Here is a 24,049-nt window from a genome sequence, read left to right on the forward strand (position 1 = left end):
ATCGTTTACATGCCAGTCGGCGATCGACCGGGAACGGCGGTCGACGCAGCCCGCGCCGGCCGGCCCGTCGCCGCGCGGCCGCTGGCGGCGGGCATTGCGGTTCCGGGCGATTGCACGACACACTTCACGATTCCCTTCCGTGAACACGAGGCGAACCAGGCGTCCATGCACGACACTCTGCTGCTGTTTGGCGCCACCGGCGATCTGGCGCAACGTTACCTGTTCCCGTCCCTGCTGCACCTGCTGCGCGACCGGCTGCTGCCGGCCGACTTCCGGGTGTTGGCGATCGCGCGCAGCGAGCACGACGACGAGAGCTTCCGCGGTTGGCTGCGCGAGCGCCTGGGCGAGGACTATGAGGCCGCCACGCTCGACGAGCTGCTGGGCCGGGTGCGCTATGTGCCTGCCGATCTGTCCGACCCTGAGGCCATGGCGCAGGCGCTCTCGCCGTTCGCCGACCGCCCGGCGGTCAGCTATCTGTCGACGCCGCCCAACCTGTTCGCGTCCGCGTGCCGCGGCCTGAAGGCCGCCGGCCTGCTCGAGGCGCCGTCGCGCCTGGTGCTGGAAAAGCCGATCGGTCACGACCTGGCCAGCGCACGCGAGATCGATGCCACCCTCAAGGCCGCACTCGACGAGTCGCGGATCTTCCGCATCGACCATTACCTGGGCAAAGCGCCGGTGCAGAACCTGCTGGCGCTGCGGCTGGGCAACACGCTGTTCGAGGCCGTCTGGGAACGGCGCTGGATCGAGTCGGTCGACATCATCGTCGCCGAGACCGCCGGCGTCGACGGCCGCGAGGGCTACTACGCTGACTACGGCGCGCTGCGCGACATGGTGCAGAACCACATGCTGCAGCTGCTCGCGCTGATCGCGATGGAGCCGCCGGCGGCGATGGACCCCGACGCGATTCGCGACGAGAAGCGCAAGGTGCTGCGCGCGCTGCGCCCCATGACAGCGTCGGCCGCCGAGGCCGACAGCATCCGCGGCCGCTACCGCGACGGCGTGGTCGACGGCCGCGCGGTCAAGGGCTTCAGTCACCGCGACGACGTCGAGACTTTCGTCGGCCTGCGCGCCTGGATCGACAACTGGCGCTGGGCCGGTGTGCCATTCCGGTTGGTGACCGGCAAGCGCATGCCCTCGCGCACTACCGAGGTCGTGGTGACCTTCAAGCCGGTCACCCACTGGCTGTTCGGCGCCGACGAGCGCAAGCGCGCCCGCGCCAACCAGCTGCGCGTGCGGCTGCAGCCCGAAGAGACCATCGAACTCGGCCTGATGGGCAGCCTGGCGGCATCGGAATGGAGCGCCAACGAATTGCAACCGATGTCGCTGGACTTGGCGATGCTGCCGCCCAAGCGCCGCATCGCCTACGAACGGCTGATGATCGACGCGCTCAAGGGCGACCAGACCCTGTTCGTGCGCGACGACGAAGTCGAGGCCCAGTGGCGCTGGATCGACAGTGTCAGCGAGGCCTGGCGCCAGGCCGGCACGCCGGTCCGCGACTACCCGGCCGGTTCCTGGGGGCCGGCCGAGGCCGTGCCGTTCCTGCCGCGCACCCTGACCACGCACAACGGACGCAAGTCGTGACCGACGCTTCACTTGCCCTGCTCGCCGACATCGGCGGCACCAATGCGCGCTTCGCGCTGGCCGACACCGCCAGCGCCACGCCGCTGCAGCTCGACACCGTGCAGGGCTTCGCCGTCGCCGATTTTCCCTCGCTGGCCGACGCCGCCCAGCATTACCTGCAGGCGATCGGCCACGTCGGCGATGCGCGCATCCGCTGCGGCGTGTTCGCCGTTGCCGGACGCGTGGACGGCGACGAGGCGCGCATCACCAACCATCCCTGGGTGATCTCGCGCCGGCGGACCCGCGAACGCCTGGGGCTGAGCGACGTCGAACTGGTCAATGACTTCGCCGCGCAGGCGATGGCGATCCCGCTGCTGCAGCCCGGCGACTACACCGCAATCGGCGGCGTACAGTGGTCGGTGCCCGAGCGCGCCGACGCGCCGTGCACCTACGCGGTCATCGGCCCGGGAACCGGGTTGGGGGTCGGTGCGCTGGTGGTCCGCGACGGCCACTACTACCCGCTCGAGACCGAGGGCGGGCACGTCAGCTTTCCGCCCGGCACACCGGAAGAGACGCGCATCCTCGAACGGCTCAGCGCGCAGTTCGGGCGCGTGTCCAACGAACGACTGATCTGCGGGCCGGGCCTGGTCAACATCCACCACGCGCTGTGCGAGATCGCCGGGGTCGACCCCGGCCCGCTGCAGCCCTCCGACGTGACCACGCGCGCGCAGGCGGGCGACCCGCTGTGCGCACGCGCGGTCGACATTTTCTGCGCCGTGTTCGGCGCGATCGCGGGCGACCTGGTGTTGACGCTGGGGGCCTGGGACGGCGTGTTCCTGACCGGCGGGCTGGTGCCCAAGATGCTCGATTCGATCCGCCACTCGGGCTTCCGCCAGCGCTTCGAACACAAGGGCCGCTTCTCGCCGAACATGGGCCGCGTGCCGAGCCTGGCGGTGCTGCATCCGCACGCCGGCCTGCTCGGTGCGGCGGCGATCGCCGTGCGCAGGGCCGCGCCGTGACCGTGGCGCAGGCCGAGGGCTTTGGCAACGCGGCCCGAATCGGTCACGATGGCCGCATGCACCTGCACGCTTACGACTCCGCCACCCAGTGGACCTGGGGGGCTGCGATCGCAATCTCCTCGGCAATTGCGCGCGACCTGCGCGAGCGGCCGCGTGCGCGGCTGCTGCTGTCGGGCGGCAAGACCCCCGGTCCGGTCTACGCAGCACTGTCGAAGTCGCCATTGCCGTGGGACAACGTCGATGTCGCGCTGGTCGACGAGCGCTGGCTGCTGCCCGAGGACCCGGACAGCAATGCGCGCCTGGTGCGCGAAACGCTGATCCAGAACAAGGCACAGCACGCACGGCTGGAGACGATCACGCGCGCCGGCCGCCCGTTCGACGAGGCGCTGTCGACCGCCAACCTGCATGCGCGCCAGCCGGCCGGCGTCGTGGTGCTGGGCATGGGCGACGACGGCCACACCGCCTCGTTGTTTCCCGGCATGCAGGATCTCGACGCGGCACTGGCCGCGCCCACGCCCTACGTCGGCGTCGATGCGACCGGCTGCCCCGGCGCGCAGCGCTGGGCCCGCCGCATCAGCCTGACCCCGGCCGGCCTGGCCCCTGCGCACACGCGGATCCTGCTGATCCGCGGCGAGCACAAGCGTGCGCTGCTCGAGCAACTGTTGCGTAGCGACGACGTCCACGAGTATCCGGCACGCATCGCCTTGACCGTGCCGGGCGCAGACTTGCACGTGCACTGGTGCCCGTGATCGACAGCCTCAGCACCGTGCGTCCGCGCACCCGGGCGCCCCTTCCCTCCTTTTCGTCTCATCGCCGCCGCCAATGAGCCTGCATCCCGTTCTGCATTCCGTCACCGAGCGCATCCGCAAGCGCAGCGCCGCCTCGCGCCGCGCGTATCTGGACGGCATCGCGCGCATGCGCGACGACGGCCCACTGCGCGGCCGCCTGAGTTGCGCGAACCTCGCCCATGGCTTCGCCGGCTGCGGGCCGACCGACAAGCTGCGCCTGCGCAACGAGCCGACGCCGAACCTGGGCATCGTCACCGCCTACAACGACATGCTCTCGGCGCATCAGCCCTACGAGACCTACCCCGAGTTCATCCGCGAGACCGCGCGCGCGCTCGGCGCGACCGCGCAGGTCGCCGGTGGCGTGCCGGCGATGTGCGACGGCGTGACCCAAGGCCGCGCCGGCATGGAGCTGTCGCTGTTCTCGCGCGATGTCATCGCCCAGGCGACCGCGATCGGCCTGTCGCACGACATGTTCGACGCCAGCCTGTACTTGGGCATCTGCGACAAGATCGTGCCGGGCCTTTTGATCGGTGCCCTCGCCTACGGCCATCTGCCTGCGGTGTTCGTGCCGGGCGGGCCGATGACCCCGGGCGTGCCCAACAAGACCAAGGCCGAGGTCCGCGAGCGCTACGCCGCCGGCGAAGCCACCCGCGCTGAGCTGCTCGAGGTCGAGGCGCAGTCCTACCACTCGCCCGGCACCTGCACCTTCTACGGCACCGCGAACTCGAACCAGACCCTGCTCGAGGCGATGGGCGTGCAACTGCCCAGTGCGGCCTTCATCAACCCCGGGACCCCGCTGCGCGAGGCGTTCACCCGCGAAGCGGTCACACGCGCGCTGGCGATCACCGCGCTGGGCGACGACTACCGGCCGCTGGGCGAACTGATCGACGAGCGCGCCATCGTCAACGCGATCGCGATGCTGATGGCCACCGGCGGCTCGACCAACCACACGATCCACTGGATCGCAGTCGCGCGTGCGGCCGGCATCGTGCTGACCTGGGACGACATGGACGCACTGTCGCAGGTGGTGCCGCTGCTGGCGCGGGTGTATCCCAACGGCGAGGCGGATGTGAACCGCTATCACGCCGCCGGCGGCAATGCCTTCGTCTTCCGCGAACTGCTCGACGCCGGGCTGATGCACGGCGACATCCCGACCGTCGTCGCAGGCGGCATGCGGGCCTATTGCGACGACCCCAAGGTCGACGGCGACCGGCTGGTGTACACGCCGGGCATCGCCACCAGCGCCGACGACGCCGTGCTGCGGCCGGCCTCCGCGCCGTTCGAGGCCCACGGCGGCCTGCGCCTGCTGCGCGGCAACCTCGGGCGCGCGCTGATCAAGCTCTCGGCGGTCAAGCCGGAGTTCCGCACGATCGAGGCGCCGGCCGTGGTGGTCGATGCCCCGCAGGCGCTCAACCGCCTGCACGCCGCCGGCGCACTGCCGCGCGATTTCGTCGCCGTCGTGCGCTACCAGGGGCCGAAGGCCAACGGCATGCCCGAGTTGCATTCGCTGGCCCCGCTACTGGGCATGCTGCAGAACCAGGGCCGGCGCGTCGCGCTGGTCACCGATGGCCGCCTGTCGGGCGCGTCGGGCAAGATTCCCGCCGCGATCCACGTCACCCCCGAGGCTGCGCGCGGCGGGCCGCTGGCCTACCTGCGCGAAGGCGACATCGTGCGTCTGGATGGCGAGGCCGGCACCCTCGAGGCGCTGGTCGATGCCGACGAATGGCAGCGCCGCGAGGCCGCGCCCGACACCGCGCCGGCGCCGACCGACTTCGGCCGCAACCTGTTCGCGTTCAACCGCGCCAACGTCTCCCCGGCCGACCAGGGGGCGCTGTCGATTTCCTGCGGACCCCCGACCCTCCATGGGGCGGTGTGGGAGTACGACGCCGAGTACGATCTGGGTGCCGATGGCGCGGCCGCCGACGCGCCGCATGACGAAAAGGACAACTGACCCGATGCCCCACGTTTCCCCGATGTCCGAGCGCCAGCAGCGCGCCGCCGATCTGTTGCGGGCTGCCGGTGTGCTGCCGGTGATCACCGTCGATACCCTGGACCAGGCGCGCGCCCTCGCCGACGCCCTGCTCGAAGGCGGCCTCACCACGCTGGAACTGACCCTGCGCACGCCGATCGCGATCGAGGCCCTGGCCACGCTCAAGCGCGAGCGCCCGGAGATCGTCATCGGTGCCGGCACCGTGCTCAACGCCGAGAACATCCGCGCCTCGATCGATGCCGGCGCCGATTTCCTCGTCACCCCGGGCACGACCCCGCGCCTGGCCGAAGCCCTGGCGCAGGCCGCGGTGCCGGCGGTACCCGGCGCCGCGACGCCGACCGAGTTCCTCGCCCTGCGCGACCTGGGCTTCCGCAACTGCAAGCTGTTCCCGGCCAACGCAGTCGGCGGCCTGGCGATGCTCAAGGGCCTGGCCGGCCCGGTGCAGGACATGCGCTTCTGCCCGACCGGCGGCATCTCCGCGTCCAACGCCGCCGAGTTCCTGGCACAGCCGAACGTCCTGTGCGTGGGCGGTTCGTGGATGCTCGACAAGGCGTGGCTGGCGGCCGGCGACTATGCGCGCGTGCGCGAGGCCTCGGCCCAGGCGGCGGCGATCGTGCGCGAGGCCCGCGCCGCCTGACGCATGACCGCGCGTGGGCGCGGTTGCCGATCGGCCCGCTCATGAAGCGAGCCGGCGTGCGTGCGCAAGGATGCGCGCTTGAAGTGACATGCGCGTGCAGGCGCACTCGCCTTCGCTTGATCGAGGTCATGGCAGCCTGAATGCGCTGGGTCCAACGTGTGGCGACCCCCACACCAAGACACCGACATGTCGCCTCGCACACTCTGCCGCCGCGCACTGCCGCTGCTGCTCGCCACGCTGCCGCTGGCCGGCGTCGCCGCCGACGCCCCCGGCCCGTCCCTCGACCTGCGTTATCGCTATGAGCACGTCGAGCAGGGCGGCCTGCCTCGCGACGCCGATGCCCACACCCTGCGCGCACGCGTGGGCTATCTCACGCCGCAGTGGCACGGCTGGTCCGCGCTCGGCGAGATCGACGCCATCGCCCACCTGGGACCGGATCGCTTCAACGACACCCGCAACGGCGCGCGCGCGTATCCCGTCGTCGCCGATCCTGACGGCGCCGCGGTCAATCAGGCCTTGGTGCGCTGGGCCTTCGACGGCGGCAGCGCGACCTTCGGCCGCCAGCGCATCAACCTGGGCAACCAGCGCTTCGTTGGCGGCGTCGGCTGGCGCCAGAACGAGCAGACCTACGATGCGATCCGCCTGCAGCTCACGCCGCTCGACCGGCTGGTGTTCGACTACACGGTCATCGGCCGCATCCACACCATTTTCGGTCCCGATGACGGCGCCTTCGTAACCCGCGCCAACCCCGCGACGATCGACGGCCGCAGTCATCTGCTGCAGGCGGGCCTGCGGGTCGCGCCGGCACTGACGGCGACGGCCTACCACTACCGTCTCGAGCTGGACGGCATCGCCGTGTCCGCGACCGCGCCGCTGGGCACCTTATCCAGCCACACCACCGGCCTGCGCCTGGAAGGCACCTCCGGTGCCTGGCGCTACGCGGCCGAGATCGCCCGCCAGCGCGACCTGGGCAACAACCCCTGGGACCTCGATAGCCGCTACGCGCTCGGCGAACTGGGCTACCAGTGGCGCGGCACCACGTTCAAGGCCGGCTACGAATCGCTCGGCGGCGGCGACGGCAGCGGCAACCGTGCCTTCCAGACGCCGCTGGCAACCAAGCATGCCTTCCAGGGCTGGGCGGATGTGTTCCTCACCACGCCGGCGGCCGGCGTGGTCGACCGCTACGTCGGCGCGACCATCCCACTGGGCGGCGGCAGTCTGCAGGCCTGGTACCACGACTTCGCGCCCGAACGCGGTGGCGGCGACTACGGCGACGAGCTCGACCTGTCCTATGCACACGCGATTGCGGGCGTGAAAGGCCTCGACGGCCTGCTCAAGCTCGCACGCTATCGCAGCGACGACGCCACGCGCACCGCAGACACCGACAAACTGTGGGTGCAGCTGCAGTACACGTACTGATGCGCTGGGCGGCCGGTGCTTTGTCCGGATCTGACGCCAGGCGTACCGGACACCGTTCCGTCAACCGCGACGACTGGCCACGGCTCCTTTTCGCGACGCGTGCCGCTTCGGTATCAGCGCAGTTCGTCCGGCATCACGCCGTACTGGATGCCGAGTTCCAGGACGGCGTCGGACCGGTTGTCCGCATACAGCAATTCCAGCACCCGGACCCGATAATCGTGATTGTCATTGGCCTGGAGCAGCGCCTCAGCCTTGTCGTGAATCTCGCTGATCGTGCCGCCGCGGATGCCAGCGTAATCGCCCTCGGCGATCTCGGCCGGCGTCTTGGAAGAGCCGTCGGGCCGCGTCGCCGACGTTTCCTGACTGCGCGCGTAGGCGTGCGCATCCGGGAAGTTCTGTTCGAGGAACTCACGGGCCAACAGTCCAACGTCGACGCCCGCCTGCGGCTTCTCACCGAACTCGCGCATGAGCGCGAGCATCGCTTGCGGATCTTCGGCATGCATTCGCTTGAACAACTCGACTGCCTGATCGCCCTGCAAGCCATAGCCGTCGGCAACCGACTTGAACACGTATGGCGCGTAGGCAAGCGCAGGATCGGATGCCAGCATCGCCTGCCACTGGTCTCCTGAGATACCGAGGCCAGCCGCAACATTGTTCATCGCCTCGCCGCTTCCGAGCATCAGCTCGATCGTGTCGGCATCCATGCCAGTGGCTTCGAGATAGCCACGCAGTTCCTCGCGCGTCTGGTGCTTGTCGATCGCGTCGCCGATGCCGCCGCCGATCGCCGAGATCACTGCCCCGATACCGCTGACGATGGCGCCCGCAGCCGTCCCCGGCCCGGGCGCCAGGGCACCCACAGCGCTACCGAGCATGCTGAAGACATCGCCCATCGCAGCGACGGCGTAACCCACGTTGCCGCCGTCGGAGGCCTTCTGCAGATTGATCGCGATCGAGGTCGCGCTCGCGATCACGCCCAGTCCAGGCGCGATCTTTGCAGCGAACGTGCCAAAACGCAGAGCGTCATCGCCGTACTGCGCCAAGCGTCCCGCGTCGGCGAAATGCTTGGATGCGCCCGCCAGCAGGTTAAGGCCACTTTCGCCCGCCGACGCGAAACCCTGCACCGCCTCGAGATACGCGCCTTCCTGCCCACTCTCCGCAGCTTTGATCGCGCCCATTACGACGCCGACCCCTGACATCGCGCGCGCGAATGGCGATGCGTCGCCGAAGCCGTCGCCGAGCTTCTTCAATGGATCGAAGTTGCCAGCGGCAACCGCGTCCATCATCGCCATGCCGTCCTTGAAGCTGCCGATACCGCCTTTGACGCCGTCAAACAGCCCCTTGGCATCCTTCAGTGGCGCAAAGGCGTCCTTCAGGTCGGCGAGCGCTGCCTGCAGATCGCCATCATGCCGGGTGACGATCTCGACGGTCGCCGCGCTGGCGATCCGTTCGGAGAGCTCACCTTGCAGGGTATCGGTATGGGCCTCGAACGCCTCGGCCAGGGCCGAACCTGGCGTGCCCTGGATCTCGCCGAGCAGTTCGAGCGCCAACTCGCCATGACCCGAATCGGCCAGACGACCGAGCGTATCGACGACCTGCGTGGCGACCTGAGGATCGCGTACCGCCGCTTCGAACCCAGCCTCTCGGTTGGCCTGGACATAGTCGACGAGTGCCTGGCCGGCCTCTGCTTCGGCAGCATAGACCTCTGCATGGCCCTCGGCTTCGCGGAACTTCTCAATGAACGCCGCCCGTTGTTCGCCGTCCAGCGGACCGGCGCGCAGCAGGAACGTGGCGAGCTCCTCATCGAGCTTGTCCACCGCCTTCTTGGCGTCGTCGTAGTCCTTGCCCAGCGACTCGAGCTTCGTCGCCGCGTCATTGCTTGCCTGCGTACGCCCGACGTTGTCGATCCCCAACCTGCCGGCGACATCGGCCCAGCCCGCGCTGTCTGCGGCGGCATGCCGAATGCCGCCCTCGCTGAGCACGCCGCGCTGGACCGCGACATCGAGCGCGTGCGTCATCGCCTCGCGCGCGGCATCGCCGTCGGCGCCGCCGAATGCGTAGCCGCCTCCAGAGTCGCGGCTGTAGAGCCCGTTGATGGGGGCGACGACCGATGCGAGCAGGTCGGCGTCGTCCGCCAGCCGGACCAGTTCGGCGAGGTACGCAGGCTCGGTCGCGTGCTCGCGGGCCAGTTCGGACAGTTGGTAGGGTCCACTGATCGCGCCGCTATCGAGGCCCCCTGCCGAGAAATCGTCCTGCGCCCGCTGGCGCTGCTGCGCCTCGATCCGCGCGATGTCCATCGGCGGCAGCGCGGGTCCCGGGGCGGGCGCGGCGGGTGTCGTCCGGCCCGCCGTCGCCTGATACGCCTCGCGAACATCGGCCGGCGCGCGCATGTCGACCGCCGACGCCACCGCGTCCTGCCCGAAGACGTCGTGCAGACGTGTCAGGTTATCGGCATCGAGCCGGGTCGCCAGCTCGTTCAGCAGCCCCTGCCGCTCGCTGGCCGGCAGCGCCTGCACCTCGCCGCGCAAGGTGTCGATGGCGGCGGCGTCCATGCCGGCCACCGCAGTGTTGGCGGCGTCACGAGAGGCGCCTTGAAGCGTATCGACCGCAGGCGGCGGCGGTGGATCGAACGGTCGGTGGGTCGAGACCTGGGCATTCATCGCGAACTCCGCAAGAACGAAGCCCGGGTCTGGAACTCAGGCCGGGCCTGGACTGCCGACGGTAGCAACCACGAGCCCCCCGCTCCACTGGGGCCGACCCTAGCGCCGCAAAACCGGAGTCAGCGTGCAATTTCCAGCTGCAACGCCCCTTGCAAAAACCGACTCTGACCCCGGTGTTTCGGGTCAGTCTAGGTGGCGTTCGGGCAAGTCGAGGATGGCCGTGTCGGCGGTGTCGGCCGCCGACTGCCCGAGCACCACGCGATAGTGGCCGGCGGGGATGCGCCAGCTGCGCGTGACCGGGTCGTAGTCGGCGAACAGACGCGGGGCCAGCGCCACTTCGACCTCGCGCGACTCGCCCGGTTGCAGCTCGAGCTTGTCCCAGCCGGCCAGGCGCAGCGGCGTGGTGTGGCCCTCGGGCAGGTGCACGTAGAGCTGCGGCACCGCGGCGCCGGCACGCGCGCCGGTGTTGCGGACGGCGAAGCGCGCGGTCAGGCGCTCGCCGTCGGCGTGCACCGTCAGGTCCGACAGCGCGAACGTGGTGTACGACAGACCATGGCCGAAGGCGTAGCGCGGCGTCAGCGCTTTGGCTGAGAACCAGCGGTAGCCGACGTTGGCGCCCTCGATGTCGTAATCGATCGTGTCCTCGGGCTTCTGCGGCGGGTCGAAGCCCAGGCCCGGCACGTGCGGCCGCGGCAGTTGCGCGACATCGACCGGCCAGGTGACCGGCAGGCGTCCGGAGGGGTTGGCCTGTCCTGTCAGCAGGCGCGCGACGGCCTCGCCGCCGCGGATGCCCGGATACCACGCCTGCAGGATCGCGGGCACGCGCTCGGCCCAGGGCAGTTCGACCGGGCCATTGGTCTGCAGCACCACCACCGTCCGCGGGTTGGCCGCCGCGACAGCTTCGATCAGCGCGTCCTGGCCGTCGGCCAGGCGCATGTCCGGCAGGTCCACCGACTCGGCCGACCACTGGGTCGCGAACACGATCGCCACGTCGGCTTCGCGCGCGAGCCGCGCCGCGGTAGCGCGGTCGCTACCGTCGGCGTAGTCCACGCGCGCCTGCGGCGCCGCTTCGCGCAAGGCCCGCAGCGGCGAGGACGGCTGGAACATCACCGGCCCAGGCCAGGTGGTCGGCTTCACGCCCGGCACGGCGTTGGGCCCGCGCGAGGTCCAGCCGACCATCGATGAGCCACCACCGGCGATCACGCCGCGGTCGGCATGGCCGCCGATCACCGCGATCCGGCGCACATCGGCGCCGAGCGGCAGCAGGTCGCCCGCATTGCGCAGCAACACCGCGCCTTCTTCGGCGGTGCGCTGCGCGACCGCGAAGCCGGCCGCGTCGAGTTCGGCATCGGGCGGCTGGCGCTGCGGCGGATGATCGAACGCGCCGACCGCGATCAGGCTGCGCAGGATGCGGTGGGCCATGTCGTCGACCCGCGCCTGCGGCACGACACCGGCATCGACCGCCATGCGCAGCGGGCGGTCGAAGTACACCGCCTTGTCGAACACCTCACCCGCAGATTGCTGGTCCAAGCCCGCGAGCGCCGCCTTCGACGCACTGTGCACCCCGCCCCAGTCGGACATCACGTAACCGGGGTACTTCCAATCGCGCTTGAGGACGTTGTTGAGCAGTTCGTCGTGCTCGCAACCATAGACGCCGTTGATGCGGTTGTAGCTGCACATCACCGAGCCGGGCGCGCCGATCTCCAGCGCAATGCGGAACGCGAGCAGGTCGGATTCGTGCATCGCGCGATCGCCGATCTGCGCGCTATGGAAATTGCGATGCGTCTCCATGTCGTTGAGCGCGTAGTGCTTCATCGTCGAAAGCACGTGCTGGGACTGCACGCCGCGGATCGACTCGCCGACCAACGTGCCGGCCAGGAGCGGATCCTCGCCTGCGTACTCGAAATTGCGCCCGTTGCGCGGATCGCGCTGCAGATTGACGCTGCCGGCCAACAGCACATTGAACCCCTGCCGCCACGCTTCGCGGCCCATCGTTTGGCCGCCCAGGAACGCGACCTCGCGGCTCCAGGTCGAGGCGGTCGCCGGCCCGGACGGCATCGCGGTGGCGTGATCGCCTTCGCGCGCGCCGCCGGGATTGGTCACGCCCAGGCCCGCATCGACGAGCCCCTGCGAGGGAATGCCCAGGCGCGGAATCGAGGCCACATAGCCGGCCGCGGTCAGCGCTTCGGTCGGCTTATGCTCGCCGATCGCAAAGCGGCTGCGCAGTAACTGGAACTTCTCGTCCTGGGTCATCGCCGCGACCAGCAGCGCGGCGCGCGCATCCGGCGAATCGTCCGGATCCATCCACGGCATCGCAGTCGTTGAGTCCTGCGCCGTCAGCGCCGGGCCGGGAATGGCAATGGCCAGCGCGCACAGCAACGCGCGGCCGAGTCGGGGGGTCGTCATTGCGCCGATGTCTCCTCGTCTGGTGTGGCGGTCCCCGCGCGCATCGCGCAACGCGAGGACTTCAAAGGTGCGGTCTTGGCTCAGGGCGATGTCGGGATCTGCACGCGCACCTGCGCACCGGCACGCGCGATGCGCAGTTCGTTGCCCTGCCACTGCGCCGGATGGCCGTCGATGGTCGTCGGGCCAGGCACGTTCGGATACGGCCACTGCAGCACCAGGCCCCCGGGCGGCAGGCCGGCATCGGCATCGACGTCGAGCGCCAGCACGTCGTGCTCGCGCCGCAACCGGTAGCCGAGCTTGCCCTGTGGGGTGCGCATGCCGTGTAGCCGCACGCCGATGCCGTCGAACCAGTCGGCCGGCACGCCCGCCGCCAGCACGATGCTGTCGTCGACCTCGCGCACGTAGGCGAACATGTCCAGCGCCGAGCGCACGAAGTCCGAGCCCACCCAGGCATGCGGCAGGTCGCCGAGGAAGAATGGCTTACGCGGCGTCGGCGTGACGACCTCGCCCCACTGGTTCCACGCCAGCGGCGCGCGATGGCCGAAGAACCACTCGCGCACTTCATTGGCGCGCTCGCGCCAGCCCAGCCGCACGAACGCGGCGACGTTGCGCCACTCGTAGGGCGTGTAGTCCTTCCACGGCTTGCGGCCGTCGCGACGATCGGCGAACAGCGTCCAGTAGCGCTCGAAGGTGTTGACCAGCAGGTCCTCGGGCAGCCGCCCCTGCTCGCCGCCGGGCGCCAGCGCGATCGTCGTCGAGGTGGGATCGAAATCGCCGAGTTCGGCCGCGCCGGGGAGATAGTCGATACCGTGCAGTCGGGCTGCGGCACGCAGCGAGGCATCGAGATCGGTGCGGAACTCGTCGCGCGCAGCGGTCATCCGGGCCACGTCCTCGCTCTTGCCCAGCGCCTGTGCGATCTCGACCGCATCCTTGTAGCCGCGCAGCGCCCAGAAGTTGTCCCAGTACGAGTGCATCGGCTTGGCCGAATAGCCCTCGTGGCTGATCGAGACCGGCATCATGCCGTAGAAGGCCGCGTTGACCTGGCGGTTCTCCTCGGTGCGCTCGCTGGCGCGCAGCGTCTCCATGTAGTCGAACGCACCGACCACGTGCGGCCACATGCGCGCGAGGAAGGCGTCGTCGTGGGTGTAGCGCCAGTACTCGGCGATATTGAAGATCAGCTCGCCGTGGCTGTCGTTCTCGGGCACCGGATCGCTGCCGCGGTCATCCACGCAGCACGGCACCATGCCGTTGTCGAACTGGTACGGGGCATACCACTCGACGTAGTCCTTGACGACTTCGGGCCGGCCCATCCGCAGCAGCCCTTCGGAGATCATCGCGCCGTCGCGGATCCAGCTGCGCGCATACGAGCGTGTGCCCGGCTGCAGGCGCGGGCCAATGCGCGAGATCAGCATGTGCGCCAGCGAAGTGCGCAGCGTGTTCGCCAGATCGCGCCCCGCCTCGGGCACCTCGATGCCGACCTCGCCGAGCTTGCCATACCAGATACGCGCCATCTCGTCCTGCCAGGCCTGCGGCTGCCACTGGTCGGCGGTGAGCGACGGCGCCGCGCCGGTCATCGGAATCAGCAGGTCGAACTCGCGCGCCTGGCCCGGCTCGAGCCGCACCCTGTAGACCAACGCGCCAGAGGCCAGCCCTTGCGCATCCTCGACCTCGGTGGTCGCCGGCAGCGCAGCGGCGGCCAGATGCTCGATGTCCATGCCGCTGTCGAAGGTCGTGGCGAACACCTGCTGCGCCGGCTCGCGCGCGAACACGCGCGGCACGCCGTCCACGCTGACCCGGTCGGGGGCGAGTGCCAGCGTGTGCAGCGGACTCACACCGCCGATGACATTGAGGAACTGCGTCGGCGGATTGACCTGCATCGGCCGCACCGCCAGCGCGAACTCGAAATCGCGCGGCTGGCGGCCCGAGTTGGTCAGCCGATAGCGGGCGACGAGCTGCGATGCCTCGGGCGTGCCGCGGGCAAAACCGGTCACGCGCAGCGACACCGCGTCGTGAGCCCAGTCCACGCTCGGAATCGGCAGATAGCCGTCCTGCAGCGATTGGGTGATCCGGGCATCGGCCCAGGTCACCAGTCCATCGCCGGCGCGGATAAAGGGCTCGATCGAAAAGCCACCGGCCGCAACCTCGATCGCGCCGTCCTCGCCGATCAGGCCCTGCTCGGTGCCGCCGTCCAGGCCCAGGATCGTCCAGTACGGCTGCTCACCGCTGAAACCGCGCGGAAACTGGCCCTTCGGCCTCTCGGCCGCGACCGCCTTGAGGAAATCGTTGGGATGGTTCGAGACCGCGACCGGCTGCAGCGCCGCCTCGGCGAGCGCGAAGCCCTGCCCCGGACCGGCCCGCAGGTCGAGACCGACATAGCGGGCCTCCGACTCGGGCAACGACAACCAGTCCACGCCGCCATTGCCGCCGTCGACCTTGCGCACCTGCGTCCACTGCTCGCCGTCGGTCGACAGTGACACCGTGTAGTCGGCCGCATGGCGCCCGTCGAGCCACTGCAGCCGCAGCGCGCCGAACTCACGCACCTTACCCAGATCCAACACCAGCTTCTGCGGCGCGGCGCCGGCCTCCCACGCGGTCGCGGCCTTGCCGTCGACCGCCTTGCCGGTGCCATCGGGCGTGGTCGTCGAGGCCGCACTGGCGGTCAGCGGCGAGTCGTCGTCGGCCGGCAACGGCTCGAAGGTCAACGTATCGAAGCACACGCTGCCCTTGCCGCCGGCATTGTTGTAGATCGTGAACTCGACCTTGTGGCTTGCACGCAGGGTCTTGTCCGGATCCGGTCCCCAGGCCTTGTCGATATGGCGCTTGCGGTACTGGATTTGCGTCCACTCGGTCGGAAAATCGTACTTGGGCCGGTTCACCCACCACACGTTGTTGCCGCTGGCGTCGATCAGCTTGAATTGCAGGTCGTTGGCCGGCGACTCGCCGCGCAGCCGAAAGCCGAAGCGATAGTTCTCCGGATAATCGAGCGGCAGTTCGCGCTGGATGCCGACGTGCCCGGACACCCCGTTGTAGTCGTAATCCAGGCACAGCGCGCCGCCATCATCGCCGTCGATCTTGCGCAGCGTGCCGGTGACCTGGTTGGAGGTGACCACCGTCCAGGCCGACGGGTCCTCGAAGTCGTCGAGCACGCGGGCACCGGCATCGCCCGTCGCGGCGGCCTCGCTGCCCGGCGTCGGCGCCACGGAACAGGCCGCCAACGCGGCGATCAGCGCAGCAGTACCGGTGGCGCGCAGCGGCAGGACTGTGCGGGTGCGGCCACCGACGGCGGGGGCATCGCCGGCAGGCGTCATGTCGGTGTCGGCAGGCGCGCGGTCGGCGCGGGTGTCGAGGATCTTCATGCGGGGCGGTGACTCCGTGGTTCGCGTGTTGCGGTGGTCGGATCAGACGCGCGCGTGCGCGTGTCGCGGCGGCATCCACCTTGCGGATGCGCGGGACGCAGCCCTCCCTGACTGCTGAGGGACGTGCGGTGGACGGCGGCGAACGCGCGGCCGTGCCGCGCAAGCGCTCCCACATCCCAGATTGTTCCTCGGCCATCCATGGCGCGACAGGGTCGGCTCCGGAACGTCCCGCCCGGCCAGTCCGGCCTCGCGCAGCACGCGAGGCGTTCGATCATGGCGCGAGGCAATGCCTCGCAAGCGCCCTGCTCTCACCCATGGCCGGGCGTTCGGGCGTATGCGAAGCAGTGCTTCGCAGGCATGCGCCCTCACCCCTTCACGCTGCCGAGCAGCAGGCCCTGGATGTAGTAGCGCTGCAGCGCGATGAACAGCACGAGCACCGGGATCACGGTGACGACCGCGCCGGCCATCATCATTTCCACGTCCTGGATGTGCTCGCGCGACAGCGCCGCCAGCGCCACCGGCAGCGTGTAGTTGCTCTGGTCGGTCAGCACGATCAGCGGCCACATGAAATCGTTCCAGGCGGCCATGAAGGTGAAGATCGTCAGCGTCACCAGCACCGGCTTGAGCATCGGCAGCACGATCTGGAAGAAGATCCGCAGCTCGCCGGCCCCGTCGATGCGCGCAGCTTCGAGCAGCTCGTCGGGGATCGAGCGCGCGTACTGGCGCACCAGGAAGATACCGAACACCGTCGCCAGGCCCGGGATGATCACCGCACCGAAGCTGTTGACCAGGCCCATGCCCTTCATCATCAGAAACAGCGGCAGCATCGCGACCTGCGCGGGAATCACCAGCGCGGCCAGCAGCAACTGGAACAGCCGCTCGCGCCCGGCAAAGCGCAGTTTGGCGAAGGCGTAGCCGGCCATGGTGTTGATCAGCAGCGCGCCGAGCGTGATCGCGCCCGAGACCAGCAAGCTGTTGGTGAAGTAGCCCACCATGCCCCCGCGCAGCAACAACTGCTCGTAGTTGGCCGTGGTCAGCGATGAAGGAAGCAACGGCGGCGGAAAGCTGCTGGCTTCACCGGTGGGCATGAACGAAACCGACAGCATCCACAGCAGCGGCGCCAGCGCGATCAGCGCCAGCACGACCAGGCCACCATTGACCAGCCAGCCCGACCAGCGCGACGCGCCGACTTCGCGTTGCACCGCGCTCATACCATCTCCTTGCGCCGGCCGGCGCGCAGCAGCAGCGTGGTCACGCCCAGGATGATCAGAAACAGCATGAACGCCACCGCCGAGGCGCGGCCCAGGTTCCACCACATGAAACCTTCCTCGTACATGAAGTACAGCACGCTGACCGTGCTCTGCAGCGGATCGCCGCGCGTCATCACGTAGGGTTCTGCGAACAGCTGGAAGTAGCCCGAGACCGTGATCACCGCCACCACCAGCAGCACCGGCCCCAGCATCGGCAGCGTCACGTGGACAAACTGCTTCCAGCGCGATGCGCCGTCGATGCGCGCCGCCTCGTACAGATCTTCGGGAATCGCCGCCAGCCCGGCGACGAAGATCACCATGTTGTAGCCGAAGTTCTTCCACACCGCGAACAGAATGATCGTCGGCATCGCCCAGGTCGGATCGCCCAGCCAGTCGATCGGCGCAATGCCGACATGGCCGAGCGCCCAGTTCACCAGGCCGTAGCTGGTGTGGAACAGATAGCGCCAGATCACCGCGACCGCGACCAGCGTGGTCACCACCGGCGCAAACAGCGCGGTGCGGAACAGGCCCTTGAAGCGCGCGACCTTGGCATTGAGCAGCAGCGCCGCACCCAGCGACACCGCGATCGACAGCGGCACGCCGATGACGACGAAGTACGCGGTATTGCCCAGCGATTTCCAGAACAGCGGCGTCTGCAGCAGATCCAGATAATTGCCCAGCGCGACGAAGCGCAGGTTCGAAGTATCCGACAGCGCATAGAGATCGAAATCGGTCAGGCTCAGCAGCAGCGCCGAGGCCACCGGGATCCCGAAGAACACCCCGAGCAGGATCAGCGCCGGCCCGGCGAACACCCAGCCTGCGGTACTAGCGCGCATCGGTGGACTCCGCGCCCGCGTGCGTTGAGGCGTCCGCTTTCGCCGCCTGCGCGCGCACCCAACGCCGCTTCTCGAGCAGCGTGTCCACACGTGCGTCCAGCGCCTGCAGCGCCTGGTCCTGCGGCATGCCGCCCCGTACCACGCGCTCACTGGCCAATCGCATCTCCTGCACGATCCGCTCCCATTCGAGGACCTTCGGCGTGGGCCGCACGCGTTCGAGTTGTTCGCGGAACGCCAGCGCCTCCTCCCCGTACTGCATCTCACCCGATGCCCAGGTGCTGCGTCGCGGCGGCAGGTTGCCGATCATCTGGTAGAACCGCGCCTGGATGTCGGGCCGCGACAGGAACTCGACCAGTTGCCAGGTCGCCTCCTTGTTGGGCGAATCGCGGAACATCACCAGCGACGTGCCACCGGCAATGCCCACGCCCGGACCATCGGGCCCGGGCAGCGGCGCGGTCGCCCACTTGTCCTGCAACTCGGCCGGAAGCCGCGTGCGGAACTCGCGGATGTTCCAGGGGCCCGACACGTAGAAGGTGAAAAAGCCGCGGCCGAACTCGTCCCAGACATTGGAGATCTGCGTCTCCGACATCCGCGGTGCCCAGCCTTGCTCGAACATGTTGGCGTAGAAGCCCAGTGCCCGGCGGAAACCCGGACTCTGGAAATTACCGCGGCCGTCGTCGTCGCGCAGCAATGGATCGCCCTGCTGCAGGCCGAACGACAACAACTGCTCGAACTCGTTGAGCGGCAGCATCACCGCATAGCGCGAAGGCCCGACATGGCGCTTGACCGCCGCCATTGCCGCTTCCCACTCGGCCCAGGTCTGCGGGAAACGCGTCACACCGGACGCCTCGAGCAGGTCGCGGCGATAGAACACCAACCGCGTGTCGACATACCACGGCACGCCGAGCAGCGTGCCGTCGACGACATTGGTGTCCCAGATGCCGGGGAAGTAATCCGCCTGGTCGATCGTTGCCGAGGCGTCGACCCGCGATTGCAGCGGCTCGAGCGCGCCGAGCACCGCAAACTCCGGCACCCAGGTGTTGCCGAGCTGGCACAGATCGGGCAGCGCGTCGGCGGCATAGGCGGTGAGCAGCTTCTCGTGCGCCGAGGTCCATGGGATCTGCTGGATCTGCACCCGGATGCCGGGATGCTGGTCCTCGAACTCGCGCACCAATTCAGCGACGACCTCGGCCTCTCGGCCCATCGCCCAGAACCGGATCACGGTCTCGTCGGACCGCCGCGCGCAACCGGCCAAGACCAGCACCAGTGCGCACAACAGCCAGGCACGGCGGATCACGGTCGTCATGCCCGTCCTGCCCGTGCACGCCACGCGCGGCGCCCGACGCGACTCACTCGACCGGCACCGGGTCGGACGCGCGCGCGGGCGCGGGCGCCGGCGCCGGCGCATCGCGCGGCGGCGTCTGATTGGCACCGCGCGACTCGGCGATGCCGACTGCACGCGCAGTCGCCGCATCGGCATCCGGCGGCCCGGAGTCCTTCGGCTCGTCCTCGCCAGCGAGCCAGCCACCGGTGAACCCTGCCCGCTCCAGACCGGCGCGGATGTAGGGGTTCTTCTTCATCACGTTCCAGACGAAGTCATTGCGGTAGTTGGCGATCATCGCCAGGATCGGGCCCTGGTCGATGGCGATGTAGTCGCTGGCCACCCACCCCTTGCCCGGCACGATGCGGCCGGTCTTCAGCGGCACGTCCTCGTAATTGAAGCTCGGGTTGAACGCGTCCAGGAAGCCATAGCTCGAGTACAGGAAGTCGCCGTAGCGGCCGTGCATTTCCTCGGTCGCCGGGATCACGATCTCGGGCGCGAACGCGATCGAGGCGATCGCTGCGGTCGGCGCGATCGTACCGTCGTCGAACGCGCCGTCCAGGCCTGCGCCGCGTGCGCTGTAGTGACGGAACTCGCGCTGCTCGCCGTTGTAGTCCTGATCGGTACGCTGCGGCCCGTCGCTGGCGGTCAGACCCCAGACATTCTCGCCGTAGTCCTTCCAACCCATCGGATTGTCGATCGCATACTGGCGCTGCGCATAGGTCGCGCGGCGGCTGTTCTCGAAGTAATCAATGCCGCGACGGCGCATGTAGTCGTCGCGGATGCCGCGGAAGTCGACCCAGACATGGCTGTACTGATGACCGAAGTGCGGCGCGAAGCTCAGGTACTCCTGGCCGCGGAACACGCCCCACAGCCGATCATAGGTACGCGTCCACACCTCCCATGCCTCCGGACCGACCGGATGCGTCGGCGAGCCGAGCGCGAGGATGTACACGAGCATCGCTTCGTCGTAGCCGGTCCAGTCGTGCTCGATGAAGCCGCTCTCGGGGTACCAGCCCATCGAGATCAGCGGCTTGCGCTGCTGCAGGAACGGCCAGCGCACATTGCGGTAGAGCTGGTCGGCGAGCTTGCGGATCTCGGCTTCGCGCGGATCGTCACGGTCGTAGTACGACTGCGCGAACAGCACGCCCATCATCATCAGGCCGGTGTCGACGCTCGACAGTTCCACCCACGGCTCGACCCGGTGGCCCTTGTCCATGTCGATGAAGTGATAGAAGAAGCCCTGGTGGCCCCCGGTACCGGTGGCCTGCGGCCCCATCTTCACGTCGCGGAAGAACCGCAACGTGGTCAGCGTGCGGTCAACCGCCTGCGTGCGGCTGACCCAGCCGCGCTCGATGCCGATCGGATACGCCGTCAGCGCATAGCCGACCGCGGCGACGCTGGAGAACGGCCGCGACGGGAAGCGATCGGGCGTCAGGCCGTTGACCTCGTTCGTGGTGTCCCAGAAAAACTGGAACGTCCGCCGCTCGATATCGGCGAACAGCGGCGGCAGCTCGGGCGGTCCTTTTTCTTCGGGTTCGGGCTCAGGTTCGGGCACCTGCGCGATGGGTCCCGGCTTGGGCGGCGGCACCGCCGGTTCGGCGGGCTCCTGCTTGCCGCAACCGGCCAGGAACAGGGCCGCAAGCGCGACGAGGAGCAGGAGTGAGAACGCACGGAGACGGGATCGCATCGTGAAGGAAACCTCGCGGTGAAATCGTTTTCAGGGTGGAGTATAAAACTGCCGGTCTCCCGAGGGAGGCCGGCAGCGGGGGTGACTTACCAGTCGATGCCGAACGACAGCTTGAAGGTGCGGGTCGGCAAGCGGATGGCGAGGTTGTGCTGACCGAATTTTTCGCTCGTCCAGTCGTCGTTGTACGACTCCCAGTTGTAGCGATTGGTCACGTTCAACACGTCGGCGCGCACGCGCAGGCTGATGTCGTCGGAGGCGTGCCACACCTTCTGGGCCGCCAGATCGAGCTGCAGATGGCCGAAGGTGCCTTCGGGGCGATACGAATCGAAGAAGGCCTCGCCCTGGCTACGATTCACACCGACGCGCTCGCGCTGGCTTTCGAGCGTCAGCTTGCCCGAGTACGTGATGCCGCCAGGACCATCCCAGATGCCGGTCGTGACGAAACGGTGCCGCGGAATCTGCGAAACCGGCAGGTAGCCGTAATAACCCGCGTAGGGCCAATCGAAGATTCCGGCGCCGTCTTCATTCGAGTTCCGCTCGGCATCGGTGTACGTGTACGCGGTCGTGACGCCCCAGCCCGATGCATTGGTGTAGGGCTTGTCGAACTTCACCAGCAACGAGTTGGTGCGGGTCTCGAGCCCATTGTCCAACAGCACCAGGCGGCCGAACGGCGGATCGTAGTTCCACGGCGGACCGAAATTGCTCCCCGGCTCGAAGAAGCTGCCGTCCGGGCGACGGTTGCCCAGGCGCACGGACAGGCCGTCGCGACTACGGACATGGGCGACGGCGACCTCGCTGTTCCACGTCGTTTCACCGAAGTCCCACGCGTTGCGAATGCCGAGGCTGAACTGGTCGGAGTACGGCACCTTCAAATCGTTGTTGATCAGGTAGTACTCGCGCGAGACCTGGCCCGAGTTCACCAGCTGGTCGCGGCCGGCCTCGGTCAGATAGCTGTCGTCCCACGCGACGCATCCGCCGCCATTGCGGCACTGGCCATCGACATCGGTGAACCACACGCGATACGGCGCTGCGTAGGAGACCGTCTGCTCCTCCTTCTGCAGATTGGTGAACAGGTTGCGGTCGTACGACCGACCTGCACCACCGAAGATCACATGCCGCTGGTCGCCCGCTAGATCGTAGGAGAAGCCTAGGCGCGGCTGCCATGCGCCCTTGTAGGCGCTGCGGTTGCTGCCGTTGCTGATGTAGTTCTCGACATTGATGTCGGAGTTCTGCAGGTTCGGATAATTGCGCAGGTTGGCGGCCAGGCCAGCCGGCGTCACGTAGTCCTCGTAGGCCGGCGTGGTCTCGTAGTCGTAGCGCAGGCCGAAATTCAGCGTCAGGTGTTCGTTGACCTCCCAGTCGTCCTGGACGTAGATGCCGAATTGCTTGTTGTCCGACCTCAAGACGCCGCCAGGCGTTCCGGGAATCGCGCGACCGAACTCGATCCGGTACGGCTGGTCGGTGCTCTGCGCGATGTCGTAGTACAGCTGCGGGTTGGTGAAGTTGCGCTCGGTCGACAGCAGATCCACCTGCTTGAACTTCACGCCCATCTTCAGGGTGTGCGCATCCCAACCACTGAACGTCAGATCGTTCTGGAACGACCAGCCCTTCTGGCCCTTGTCCTGGTTGCCCGAGCCGGGACCGGAGCTCACGATGCTGCGAGTGTTCTCGCGGAACCCGCTCGTGGCGTTGTAGTCGGACACGGTCAGGATGTAACCGTTGCCGCCGACCAGCGGCTGCTGCACCCAGGCCGAATCCTCGTAGGTGAGGTGCATGTCGTTGAGCCAGCGGTCGCCGCTGTACTGCCAGCGCAGGTCGTAGCGGCTGACATCGTTGTCGATGAAGCTGGCACGGTCGACAGTGAACTCGCCGTTGTTGCGGATCGTCTCCTCCTCGCGGCGGATCTGCGTCGACAGCTCGATCAGGTTGTAGTCGTCGACCGACCAGCTCAACTTGCCGAAGTACATGTCCTGCTTGAACGGCGAGTTCGCCGGCCCGATGCCGGCGACGAGTTCGGCCGGAACATCGGCCTCGTCGTAGCGGCTGTCATCGAGCAGCTCGAGCGTACGCGGCGTGTTGTATTCCTTTGCCTCGTAGGCGACGAAGAAGTGCAGGCGATCCTGCAGGATCGGGCCCCCGAACGACACACCGTACTGCTCTTCCTTGGACTCGGACTTGGTGCCGTTGTCGAGCTCGGCCGGCGTCCGGGCACGCCATTCGGCGGCGGTGTGATCCCAGAAGAAGCTGCCTTCGAACTCGTTGGTACCGCTACGGGTCGCAGCCACAACCGCAGCGCTGCTGATCTGGTCGAACTCGGCCTTGTAGTTGGACGTGATGACCTTGTACTCACCGATCGCCGACTGCGGGAACGGGTTGCCACGGCTCGAGTCCTGGCCGGGCACGCCGCCGGGCATCGTGTAGCTCTTCTGGCCGACGCCGTCGATGAAGACATTGATGTTGTTGGCCGACTGGCCGCCCGAACGCAGCTTGGCGTTGCCGTTGCCATCCTGCTGGAACACCATGCCCGGCACGGTGTCGGCGAAGGCGAGGAAGTTGCGCGTGGCCTGCGGCAGCGACTCGATCTGCTTCTGCGACACGTAGGTCGCCACTTCCGAGGTCTTGGTCTCGACCAGCGATTGCGCGGTCACACGCACCGCATCCATGTCGGTCGCCTCACCCGCGGTCGCCGTCTCGGCAACACCGCCCACGCCCAGGTTCAGTGTGGCGGTCTGGCCGACGGCCACGGTCACGTTCTGCGAGCTGCTCTGCCCATTGGCCTCGACCTGCAGCCGGTAGGTGCCCGGCGGCAGGCCGGCGAGGTTGTAGCTGCCGTTGGCGCCGACCGCGACGCTGCGGGTCAGGCCGGTCGCGGTGTTGATCGCGGTCACGCGCGCCTCGCCTGCCGGCGCCGAATCGACCGTCACCTGGCCGCGGATGGTCGCCGCGGTGGACTGTGCCAGCACAGCCGGCGCGGTCATCGACAGGCAACCTGTCAATGCGATGCTGAGAAGGGAACGCGAGATCAGGCGCGAGCGTTGGCGAAGGGGTTTCATCTGGGATTCTCGAAGAAAGGATCGGGGGATTCGGATAGCGGAAACCAAAAGACGGGGCGATGGCCGG

At 68.4% G+C, this 24,049-nt stretch carries 15 protein-coding genes; 7 read left to right on the forward strand and 8 right to left on the reverse strand.

The annotated features are described in order from the left end of the window. Positions 1-165: 165 nt before the first annotated feature. The 6 genes from zwf to ABE487_RS08320 all read left to right on the forward strand — a co-directional run bounded on the left by zwf (position 166) and on the right by ABE487_RS08320 (position 7,413). On the forward strand, positions 166-1,581 hold the full coding sequence (zwf, locus tag ABE487_RS08295; protein ID WP_346451482.1) for a glucose-6-phosphate dehydrogenase: 1,416 nt from the start codon (positions 166-168) through the stop codon (positions 1,579-1,581). Beyond that, positions 1,578-2,579 (forward strand): glucokinase, encoded by a 1,002-nt coding sequence (glk, locus tag ABE487_RS08300; RefSeq protein WP_346447757.1) that lies wholly within the window; start codon positions 1,578-1,580, stop codon positions 2,577-2,579. Before zwf ends, glk begins: the two co-directional genes overlap by 4 nt. A gap of 56 nt (positions 2,580-2,635) precedes the next feature. Beyond that, the gene (gene pgl / locus ABE487_RS08305) at positions 2,636-3,328 is read left to right on the forward strand and encodes a 6-phosphogluconolactonase (protein ID WP_346445460.1); all 693 of its coding nucleotides are present in this window, start codon (positions 2,636-2,638) and stop codon (positions 3,326-3,328) included. A gap of 73 nt (positions 3,329-3,401) precedes the next feature. Then, positions 3,402-5,318 carry a phosphogluconate dehydratase gene (gene edd / locus ABE487_RS08310; RefSeq protein ID WP_346447759.1) on the forward strand — a complete coding sequence of 639 codons (1,917 nt, stop codon included), beginning with the start codon at positions 3,402-3,404 and terminating at the stop codon, positions 5,316-5,318. A 22-nt stretch (positions 5,319-5,340) separates the two neighbouring features. Next, on the forward strand, positions 5,341-5,994 hold the full coding sequence (eda, locus tag ABE487_RS08315; RefSeq protein WP_346447771.1) for a bifunctional 4-hydroxy-2-oxoglutarate aldolase/2-dehydro-3-deoxy-phosphogluconate aldolase: 654 nt from the start codon (positions 5,341-5,343) through the stop codon (positions 5,992-5,994). 186 nt (positions 5,995-6,180) lie between these two features. Continuing rightward, positions 6,181-7,413 carry a hypothetical protein gene (locus ABE487_RS08320; RefSeq protein WP_346451483.1) on the forward strand — a complete coding sequence of 411 codons (1,233 nt, stop codon included), beginning with the start codon at positions 6,181-6,183 and terminating at the stop codon, positions 7,411-7,413. 113 nt (positions 7,414-7,526) lie between these two features. Here ABE487_RS08320 and ABE487_RS08325 read toward each other — a convergent pair whose 3' ends face one another. Further along, positions 7,527-9,428: a hypothetical protein gene (locus ABE487_RS08325; protein WP_346451484.1), complete on the reverse strand. Its 1,902-nt coding sequence runs from the start codon at positions 9,426-9,428 to the stop codon at positions 7,527-7,529. Here ABE487_RS08325 and ABE487_RS08330 point away from each other — a divergent pair. Next, positions 9,366-10,238, forward strand: a complete 873-nt coding sequence (locus ABE487_RS08330) for a hypothetical protein (protein ID WP_346451485.1) — start codon at positions 9,366-9,368, stop codon at positions 10,236-10,238. The genes ABE487_RS08325 and ABE487_RS08330 overlap by 63 nt on opposite strands. A 15-nt stretch (positions 10,239-10,253) precedes the next feature. Here the strand turns inward: ABE487_RS08330 and ABE487_RS08335 are convergent, their stop codons facing one another. The 7 genes from ABE487_RS08335 to ABE487_RS08365 form a co-directional block, all read right to left on the reverse strand. Continuing rightward, the gene (locus tag ABE487_RS08335; RefSeq protein ID WP_346451496.1) at positions 10,254-12,383 is read right to left on the reverse strand and encodes a glycoside hydrolase family 3 C-terminal domain-containing protein; all 2,130 of its coding nucleotides are present in this window, start codon (positions 12,381-12,383) and stop codon (positions 10,254-10,256) included. Between the two features lie 173 nt (positions 12,384-12,556). Continuing rightward, positions 12,557-15,832 carry a discoidin domain-containing protein gene (locus ABE487_RS08340; protein ID WP_346451486.1) on the reverse strand — a complete coding sequence of 1,092 codons (3,276 nt, stop codon included), beginning with the start codon at positions 15,830-15,832 and terminating at the stop codon, positions 12,557-12,559. Between the two features lie 365 nt (positions 15,833-16,197). Continuing rightward, positions 16,198-17,034, reverse strand: a complete 837-nt coding sequence (locus tag ABE487_RS08345) for a carbohydrate ABC transporter permease (RefSeq protein ID WP_337245540.1) — start codon at positions 17,032-17,034, stop codon at positions 16,198-16,200. Between the two features lie 5 nt (positions 17,035-17,039). Beyond that, positions 17,040-17,918, reverse strand: a complete 879-nt coding sequence (locus tag ABE487_RS08350) for a sugar ABC transporter permease (RefSeq protein WP_183426405.1) — start codon at positions 17,916-17,918, stop codon at positions 17,040-17,042. Beyond that, the gene (locus ABE487_RS08355) at positions 17,908-19,224 is read right to left on the reverse strand and encodes a sugar ABC transporter substrate-binding protein (protein WP_346451487.1); all 1,317 of its coding nucleotides are present in this window, start codon (positions 19,222-19,224) and stop codon (positions 17,908-17,910) included. The genes ABE487_RS08350 and ABE487_RS08355 overlap by 11 nt, the downstream gene beginning before the upstream one ends. Positions 19,225-19,267: 43 nt before the next feature. Next, positions 19,268-20,929, reverse strand: a complete 1,662-nt coding sequence (locus tag ABE487_RS08360; protein ID WP_346445466.1) for a glucoamylase family protein — start codon at positions 20,927-20,929, stop codon at positions 19,268-19,270. Positions 20,930-21,015: 86 nt separating this feature from the next. Beyond that, on the reverse strand, positions 21,016-23,907 hold the full coding sequence (locus tag ABE487_RS08365; RefSeq protein WP_346451488.1) for a TonB-dependent receptor: 2,892 nt from the start codon (positions 23,905-23,907) through the stop codon (positions 21,016-21,018). Positions 23,908-24,049: the final 142 nt, after the last annotated feature.

This window comes from Luteimonas sp. TWI596 (genome assembly GCF_039674105.1).
In the GTDB taxonomy this organism is placed as follows: domain Bacteria; phylum Pseudomonadota; class Gammaproteobacteria; order Xanthomonadales; family Xanthomonadaceae; genus Luteimonas.